Here is an 8733-nt window from a genome sequence, read left to right as displayed (position 1 = left end):
CAGGTCGACCAGGCCGATACCGCGCTCCGGGTCGGCGTCACGCAGGAAGCCGGCGACGGCGCCGGAAGTGTCGGTGACGACCAGGTCGCGGAGGGCGGCCCGCCAGGCGGCGTCGGGCCAGACCCGGTACCGAGGGAGGGCACCCATGACGATCGATCGGACCGGACTCGCGGAGTTCCTCCGGCGCCGCCGCGGGTCACTGCGACCCGAGGACGTCGGCCTCCCGCGCGGGCGACGCCGCAGGACCGAGGGGCTGCGGCGCGAGGAGGCGGCGGCGCTCTGCCACATGTCCACCGACTACTACGCGCGCCTCGAACGGGAACGCGGCCCCCGCCCGTCGGAGCAGATGATCGCCTCCATCGCGCAGGGCCTGCACCTCTCGCTCGACGAGCGCGACCACCTGTTCCGGCTGGCCGGGCACAACCCGCCCACCCGGGGCGCCGTCAGCGACCACATCAGCCCCGGGCTGCTGCGGGTGCTCGACCGGCTCGACGACACGGCCGCCGAGATCGTCACCGAACTCGGCGAGACGCTGCGGCAGACCGCGCTCGGCGTCGCGCTCACCGGCGACACCACCCGGTACACCGGCCCGGCCCGCAGCATCGGCTACCGCTGGTTCACCGACCCCGCCACCCGCCAGCTCTACGCCCCCGAGGACCATCCGTTCCTCGCCCGGATGTTCACCTCGATGCTGCGCGAGGCGGCCACCCTGCGTGGTCCGGGTTCCCGCGCGGCCCACCTCGTCGACCTGCTCCTCGCACGAAGCGAGGAGTTCCGGGCCGTGTGGGACGAACACGAGGTCGGCGTCCGACCCGACGAGGTGAAGCACTTCGTCCACCCCGAGCTCGGCCCGCTGGAGCTGAACTGCCAGGGGCTGGTGGACCCCGGCCAGGGGCACGCGCTGCTCGTCTACACCGCGGTCCCCGGCAGCGAGAGCCACGAGAAACTCCGACTGCTGTCCGTCATCGGGCCCACGCTCCTCTAGGTCCTGTCGGGGTGCGAGGGGTCGTGCGTTCTGCACGGCCCATTCGTGACAGCCGCCACTGTCGGCCCTCCTCCGCTCCTGGAAACCTCTTGTCCCGTGCCGAAGGAGGGCGATGGACAAGCGGTACGAGGTGTTCTGCCTCATCGACAGGTGTTTCTACGACACTCCCGAACGTCTGGCCATGCACTCCGACGGCCGGGTGCGGACCGAGGAGTCGTACGAGACGGCGCTGCGCCGGGTGCCGGACGGCTGGCGCGGCGCACGCAACGGTGACTGGCTGCATCTCCAGCCGGTGGCCGCCGAACTGCCCCTCCAGGGCTGGAAGATCCATGTCTCCGCCACCCTGGACGGCGCGGACGGGACGGCCGCCAGGATCTGGGAGTACTGCGTCCCCCGGGGGATCCCCTTCAAGTTCGTGCCGGCCCGCCACCTGCTGTTCCTCCGCAACTCCAAGTACGCGGGACGCGACAACAGCGGGAAGTTCGCCACCCTCTACCCGGCGGACGAGCGCCAGTTGCACACGGTGCTCACGGAACTCGGCGAACTGCTGGCGGGCGAGCCGGGACCCTATGTCCTGACCGACCTGCGCTGGCGGGAGGGCCCGCTCTACGTCCGGTACGGCGCGTTCGCCCCACGCCACTGCGACGACGGCTCGGGCAACCTGGTGACGGCGATCGAGGACGGCGCCGGCCGTCTGGTGCCGGACCGCAGGACCCCGACCTTCAGCGTCCCGGACTGGGTGACGCTCCCCGACTTCCTCGCCCCGCAGTTGGCCGCCCGCAACCAGGTCACCGTGGCCGACCTGCCCTACCGCGTCGACCGCGCGCTGCACTTCTCCAACGGCGGCGGCGTCTACCGCGGCACCGACCTGCGCACCGGCGAGGCGGTGGTGCTCAAGGAGGCCCGCCCGCACGCGGGGCTCGCCGCCGACACGGCCGACGCGGTGACCCGGCTGGAGCGGGAGAAGGCCGCGCTGGAACGCGTCTCGGGCCTGGGGATCGCGCCCGAGGTGCGCGACTGGTTCACGCTGGGCGAGCACCGCTTCCTGGTGATGGACGAGTTGCCGGGCCGCACCCTCAACTCCTTCTTCGCGGAACGCCATCCGCTGCTGGCGGTCACACCGGACCGCGTCGAGGTGGCCGGGTACACCCGGTGGGCGCGCACCGTGCTGGCCGGCACCGAGCGGGCCGTGGCGGCCCTGCACGGACGCGGGCTGGTCTTCAACGACCTGCACATGTTCAACATCATGGTGGCCCCGGACGGCGAGTCGGTCAGCCTGCTGGACTTCGAGGCCGCCGCCCCCGAGTCAGCGGCGGCCCGGCAGACGGTCGCCCACCCCGGGTTCCTGGCGCCGGCCGACCGCACCGGCTTCGCCGTCGACCGCTACGCCCTGGCCTGCCTGCGGCTCGCCCTGTTCATCCCGCTGACCTCGCTGCTGGCGATCGACCCGGGCAAGGCCGCGCACCTCGCCGAGGTGGCGGGGCGCGAGTTCCCCGATCTGCCGGCCGGCTACCTCGCCGAGGCGGTGACCGAGATCCTGGGCGGCGACGCGCCGACCCCCCGGCCGGCGTCGGCGAAGCCGGCGGCCCCGGCCACCCGCCCCGACCCGGCGGCGCCGGTGGACGGGCCGGCCGCCCGGGAGTCGATGGTCCGCGCCCTCCTGTCCTCCGCCACCCCCGACCGCGAGGACCGGCTGTTCCCCGGCGACATCGCCCAGTTCTCGCCGGGCGGCGGCCTCGGCCTCGCGCACGGCGCGGCCGGCGTCCTCCACGCGCTGGCCGAGTGCGGCGCCGAGCGCTACGAGGAGGGCGAGAAGTGGCTGCTGCGGCAGGCCGCCCAACCGCCCCAGGGCACCCCGCTCGGCCTGTACGACGGGCTGCTCGGCGTCGCGCACGTCCTGCACCGGCTGGGCCACACCGAGGCCGCGCACGAACTGGCGAGCCGGGCCCTCGGCGAGCGGTGGGAACGACTGCCCGCCCCGCTCTTCGGCGGCCTGGCCGGCATCGGTCTGGTCCTCGACGAGCTGGCCGCGGCCACCGGCGACGACACCCTGGCCGCCGGGGCCCGGCGGGCCACCGAGCTGGCCGCCGCCCGCCTGTCGGAGCCGCCGGAACCGCGCGGCCGCCGGCGCGCCGGGCTGCTGCACGGCGCCACCGGCACCGCCCTGCTGTTGCTGCGCCGCCACGAGCGCACCGGCGAAGGGGCGTTGCTCGACCTGGCCGCCACCGCGCTGCGCCGGGACCTGGCGCACTGCGCGGTGGACCGCCGCGGCATGCTCAACGTCGACGAGGGCGACCGGGTCCTGCCGTACCTGGGCGAGGGCAGCGTCGGCATCGCGGCGGTGCTCGACGACTACCTGGCGCACGTGGCGGACCCGGAGTTCGAGCGGGCCAGGGCCACGATCCTGCCCGGCGCCGCGCTGCGCTACTACGCGCAGCCCGGGCTCTTCCGCGGCCGGGCCGGCATGGTCTGGCACCTGGCCAGGACCACCACGCCCGGCGCCACGCCCGCCGCGCTGGCCGCGCAGGCGGCGGCGATGGACTGGTACGGCATGTCGTACCAGGGCGAACTGGCCTTCCCCGGCGACCAGATGATGCGGCTCTCGATGGATCTGGCCACCGGCACCGCGGGCTGCCTGCTGGCGCTCGGCGCCGCCGAGGCCCGGGCCGCGTCGCCCACGGGCGGCCCCGGGCACGGCCCGAGGCTGCCCTTCCTGCCGCCCCCCGGGCGGCCCTGAGACCGGCCCCGCCTCGGCGGGGCCGTAGCGAGACCCGCCCCGCGCCCGCGGTGGCGGCCCGACTGGTGACCACGTCACCGACGAAAGGGAGAAGCCCATGTCCCTGCTCGACCTGCAGTCCATGGAGCCCGAGACGGCCGCCACCGGCGGTGGCGGCGGTGGCGGCGGTGGCGACACCAGCAGCCTGAGCCTTCTCATCTGCGACACCCACAGCTCCAACAGTTTCCTGCTCTGTCTGTGAGCCGTCCGCACGGACGTCGGCGGCCCCGCGCGAGCTTCGCGCGGGGCCGCCCCCCTTACCCGGCCCGGCCGTCCGCCAGGAGGACCACACCGTGGCACGCTCCCGCCCGCTCGACCCCCTCGGCACGGCCGGGCACGGCGCGGCCCGCGTCGCCGTGCTGCTCCCGCTGACCCTGGCCGGCTCGGCCGTCGCGCTGGCGCTGCCCGCGGCCCTGGGGCACACGCTCGACCTGCTCCTCGCCGACGCGCCGCCGGCCGGCCGCTGGAGCGCGCTGTGCGCGCTGCTGCTGGTCGCCCAGGCCGCCTCGAACGCCGTAGGCACCGTGCTCACCGCCACCACCGACGCCCGCGCCGCGGCGTGGCTGCGCGGCCGGCTGGTGCGCCGGGTGCTCGACCTGGGGCCGGGGGCCGCGGCCCGCTTCCCGGCCGGCGACCTGGTGGCCAGGGCCACCGTCAACGCCTCGCACGCGGGCGCCACCCCGGCCGCGCTGGCCGCCGCCGGCGCCGCGCTGGCCACGCCGGTGGGCGGCGTGGTGGCGCTGTCCCTGCTCGACTGGCGGCTCGCCGTGGCCTTCACGGCCGGCGCGCCGCTCCTGGTGCTGCTGCTGCGGGTGTTCGCCCGCTCGTCCGCCGACTCGGTCGCCCGCTACCAGCGGACCCAGGGGGAGTTGGCCGGCCGGCTGCTGGAAACGCTCGGCGGCGCCCGGACCATCGCCGCCGCCGGCACCGAACGGCGGGAGCGCGAAAGGGTGTTGGCCCCGCTGCCGGAGCTGGGCGCCGAGGGCCGCCGGATGTGGCGGATCAACGCCAGGGCGGGCGCCCGCGCGGCGGCGCTGGTCCCGCTGCTCCAGCTGACGGTCGTCGCCGTCGCCGGACTGCTGCTCGCGGCGGGCGCGTTGTCCGTCGGCGGGCTGCTCGCGGCCACCCGCTACGTGGTGCTCGCCACCGGGATCGGTGGCTTCGTCGCCCATGTGCACCGGCTGGTGCGGGCCAGGGGGGCGGCCGAGCGTCTCGCGGAGGTGTTCGCCGAACCACCGCCGCGTTACGGGGCACGGCTGCTGCCGGCGGGCGGCCCCGGGGAGCTGGCGTTCCACGGGGTGACCGCGCGGCGCGGCGGCCGGGCGGTCCTGCGCGATCTGGACCTGGTGGTGCCCGGGGGCAGCACGGTCGCGGTGGTGGGCCGCTCGGGCTCGGGCAAGTCGCTGCTCGCCGCGCTCGCCGGCCGGCTGGCCGAGCCGGACGCGGGACGGGTGCTGCTCGACGGGGTGCCCGTCGACGAACTGCCCCGCCGTGCGCTGCGCGACGCGGTGGGGTACGCCTTCGAGCGGCCCGCGCCGCTGGGCGGCTCCATCGCCGACACCATCGGGCTCGGCCCGGTGCCCGCCGAGCGGGAGCGGGTCGTCGCCGCGGCGAGGGCGGCGGACGCCGACGGCTTCGTCAGACGGCTGCCGGACGGCTACGACACCCGGTGCGCGACCGCCCCGCTCTCCGGCGGGGAACGGCAACGCCTCGGGCTGGCACGGGCGTTCACCCACCGCGGGCGGCTGCTGGTGCTGGACGACGCCACCTCGGGCCTGGACACCGTCACCGAACGGCGGGTCTCGGCCGCGCTGCACCGGGCGGCGAGCGCCCGCACCCGGCTGGTGATCGCGCACCGCCCCGCGTCCGCCGCCAGGGCCGACCTGGTGGCCTGGCTGGACGACGGCCGGATCAGGGCGCTCGGCACCCATCGCGAGCTGTGCGCGCGGGCCGACTACCGGGCGCTGTGGAGGGAGTCCGATGGCCGATGAGGTGACGACCCGGCGGCAGGTGGCCGCCGGGCTGCGCGCGCTGCGCCGGCGGCCCCGGGTGGTGGCCCGGCTGGCGGGCTGGTCGGCCGTGCAGGCGGGGCAGTCGTTCCTGCTCGGCTACGGCGTGGCCAGGGCCCTGGACGGCGGCTTCCTGGCCGGCCGCCCCGGCGCCGGCCTCGGCTGGCTGGCCCTGGCCGGAGTCGGGGTGCTGGCCGGCGCGTTGAGCACCGGCCGGGTGTACCGGGCGGTCGCCGAGCTGGTGGAGCCGCTGCGCGACACGCTGGTGCGCGCGGTGGTGGACCGCGCCCTCGACCGGGCCGTGCGCGGCGCGGAGCGGGACGGCGCGGCGGCGGTGTCGCGGCTGACGACGCAGACGGAGATCGCCAGGGACAGCCTGGCCGGACTCGTGCTGGTGGCGCAGACGTTCCTGTTCACCACGGCGGGCGCGCTGTTCGGCCTGCTGCTGCTGGCGCCGGTGCTGCTGCTCGTGGTGCTGCCGCCGCTGCTGCTCGCGCTCGGCGTCTTCGCCGCCAGCCTGCGGCCGCTGGCCGGGCGGCAGCGTGCGGTGCTGGCGGCCGACGAGGCGCTGGCCGGCGAACTCGGCGAGGTCTGCGAGGGGTTGCGGGACATCACCGCCTGCGGCGCCGAGGACGGGGTGGCGGCCGGCGCGAAGGACAGGGTCGAGGGCGAGCTGCGCGCCGCGCTGTCGCTGGCCCGCTGGGGGTCCGCGCGGGTGGTGGCGCTCGCGCTCGGCGGGCAGGTGCCGCTGGTGCTGCTGGTGTGCCTGGCGCCCTGGCTGCTCGACCGCGGGGTGACGGCGGGTGAGCTGGTGGGGGCGGTGACCTTCGTGCTCCAGGGGCTGCTGCCCGCCCTGACCAGCCTGGTGCAGGGCGTCGGCGGCGCCGGCGCCCGGCTGGCCGTGGTCACCGGGCGGCTGCTCGCCGAACCGCCGCCCGAACCGCTTGCCGAACCACGGGCCGAACCACGGGCCGAACCGCCGGGCCGCGCGCCGGGGGCGGTCGGCGGGCCCGCACTCGTGCTGCGCGGCGTCTCCTTCGCCTACGGCGGGCGGGCCGACCCGGTACTCGACGGGCTCGATCTGACGCTCCCGGCCGGCGGACACCTGGCCGTGGTGGGACCGAGCGGCACCGGCAAGTCGACGCTGGCGCTGCTGCTCTCCGGGCTGCTGCGGCCCGGCGCCGGCGAGATCGTCCTGTGCGGCGAGCCGCTGGCCGGCCGCGGCACGGCGGAGCTGGCCGGGCTGCGGGTGCTGATCCCGCAGGAGGCGTACGTGTTCTCCGGCACCGTCGCCGAGAACCTGGGATACCTGCGCCCCGCGCCACCGGGCGACGACGAGGTGCTCGCCGCCGCCGCGGCGGTCGGCGCGGGCGGCCTGGTGGAGCGGCTCGGCGGCCCGGGCGGCCGGGTGACGCCCACGGCCCTGTCCGCGGGCGAGCGGCAGTCGCTCGCCCTGGCCCGGGCCTACCTGTCGCCGGCGCCGGTGACGGTGCTCGACGAGGCGACGTGCCACCTGGACCCGGCCGCCGAGGCGCGCGCCGAGCGGGCCTTCGCGGCCCGGCCCGGCTCCACCCTGGTCGTCGTCGCGCACCGGATCAGCTCCGCGCGCCGGGCGGATCGGGTGCTCCTGCTGGACGGCGGCCGGCACGCCCTCGGCTCGCACGAGGAACTGCTCCGACGCTCCGCCGGCTACCGCGAGCTGACGGCCGACTGGTCAGACCCAGCCGGCGCCACGGGATATCCGGATCGCGTCGACCCGGTTGCGGGCACCGGTCTTCCGAATGATCGCGGCCAGGTAATTGCGCACCGTTCCCTCGGCGAGCCACAGCCGTTCCGCGATCTCGGGTACCGGGGCGCCGTCGGCGGCGAGTGAGAGAACATTCAACTCCCGTGGTGTGAGCGGCATATGTGTCGCGCTGAAGAAATCGAAGGCAAGCGCGTCATCCACATATCGGCTTCCGCGCACGACACTTCTGATGGCGTCCAGAAGACGGGCCGGCCGGGCGTCCTTGCTGACGAATCCCAGCGCGCCGGCGGCGAACGCCCGGTGCAGCAGCCCCGGTCGCCCCGTCGGCGCGAGCACCACGAGGCCCGGCGCCGGGCCCTCGCCGTCCTCCCGAGGGGGCCGGGCGGCACCGCTCCACGCCGCGCCCCGGTGGCCGGCTCCCCCGCCGGCCACCACCGGGTCCCTCGCGGTCAGCGCGGCGAAACCGGCGCAGTCGGCGTCCACCAACCACGCGTCGGCGGAGTGCGCCGGGGTGCCCGGCCGCTCGACCTCCCGCCAGGACGACGCCGACACCTCGATGTCCCGTTCGGCGGCCAGCAGCGAAGCCAGCGCACACCGCAGAAGATTGGTGTCGTGCACGAGCTGTAATCGGATCACGCCCGGTCCCTCCCGGCAGTCGCTTCCCCATCTGTGTCGAGTGCCCTCAACCCACACATCCTCGCCCGACACCACCGCACTGCACACACGAATGCGCGCCCCGGGGAAGCACAAGGGCGCGCGAGGGGCGCGCGTTCTTATGAACGCGCCCCCCAGTTCGAACTCCTGGGAATGCCAGGTGACTTCGCGGCACGCGCCCGGCGTATTCGACAATGCGCCGGGCGCCTTTGATTCACCGGCCCCCTGGCGACGGACATGTCGACGCGAAGGGGCGCGCACCACCGTGGACGTGAGGGGTGGGCGCCGCACCGTCGCGCCACATCTCCCCGACCGGGGGTCAGGGCCTCCGGCCGTGGAAGGTGCGGCGCAGGTCGCTCACCCAGGCGTCGGGGTTCTCCCAGGGGATGAAGTGGCCGCCGTGGTCGTGGGCGTTGACGTTGACGTGGCGGAACCAGCCGGCCGCCGGGCCGTTGGTGAACGCCCGGACCCGGTCGGCGGCGGTGTGGACGCCGGGCGGGTTCTCGTAGGTGACGAGGGTGAGGCCGACCGGGGCCTCCACGACCGGGGTGCGGTCGTGGGC

The 8733-nt window shown here is 76.1% G+C and carries 5 protein-coding genes and 3 pseudogenes; 5 read left to right on the top strand and 3 right to left on the bottom strand.

All coding sequences use genetic code 11. The features are described from left to right. Positions 1-129 (bottom strand): annotated as a pseudogene (locus E1283_RS39985) (DUF4132 domain-containing protein); the annotation flags it as partial. 16 nt (positions 130-145) lie between these two features. Here E1283_RS39985 and E1283_RS25885 point away from each other — a divergent pair. From E1283_RS25885 to E1283_RS25865, 5 genes and pseudogenes are all read left to right on the top strand, one after another. Beyond that, positions 146-985 carry a helix-turn-helix transcriptional regulator gene (locus tag E1283_RS25885; RefSeq protein ID WP_132820565.1) on the top strand — a complete coding sequence of 280 codons (840 nt, stop codon included), beginning with the start codon at positions 146-148 and terminating at the stop codon, positions 983-985. 112 nt (positions 986-1097) lie between these two features. After that, a complete protein-coding gene (gene lanKC / locus E1283_RS25880) occupies positions 1098-3722 on the top strand; it encodes a class III lanthionine synthetase LanKC (protein ID WP_132820564.1) in 2625 nt (874 codons plus the stop codon). A 97-nt stretch (positions 3723-3819) separates the two neighbouring features. Beyond that, positions 3820-3963 carry a SapB/AmfS family lanthipeptide gene (locus E1283_RS25875; RefSeq protein ID WP_132820563.1) on the top strand — a complete coding sequence of 48 codons (144 nt, stop codon included), beginning with the start codon at positions 3820-3822 and terminating at the stop codon, positions 3961-3963. A gap of 91 nt (positions 3964-4054) precedes the next feature. Further along, entirely contained in the window at positions 4055-5752 is a 1698-nt protein-coding gene (locus E1283_RS25870) for an ABC transporter ATP-binding protein (protein WP_132820562.1), read from the top strand. Beyond that, positions 5742-7217 (top strand): annotated as a pseudogene (locus tag E1283_RS25865) (ATP-binding cassette domain-containing protein); the annotation flags it as partial. The gene E1283_RS25870 and the pseudogene E1283_RS25865, both read left to right, overlap by 11 nt. 267 nt (positions 7218-7484) lie before the next feature. Here the strand turns inward: E1283_RS25865 and E1283_RS39000 are convergent. Together E1283_RS39000 and E1283_RS25855 are read right to left on the bottom strand one after the other, a co-directional pair. Further along, a complete protein-coding gene (locus tag E1283_RS39000) occupies positions 7485-8153 on the bottom strand; it encodes a response regulator transcription factor (protein ID WP_132820561.1) in 669 nt (222 codons plus the stop codon). Between the two features lie 337 nt (positions 8154-8490). Beyond that, positions 8491-8733: pseudogene (locus E1283_RS25855) on the bottom strand (epoxide hydrolase); the annotation flags it as partial.

Source organism: Streptomyces hainanensis, from assembly GCF_004348415.1.
Classification (GTDB): Bacteria; Actinomycetota; Actinomycetes; order Streptomycetales; family Streptomycetaceae; genus Streptomyces; species Streptomyces hainanensis.
The sequence above is the reverse complement of the archived record's forward strand: the minus strand, read 5'-3'. Positions and strand labels throughout refer to the sequence as shown.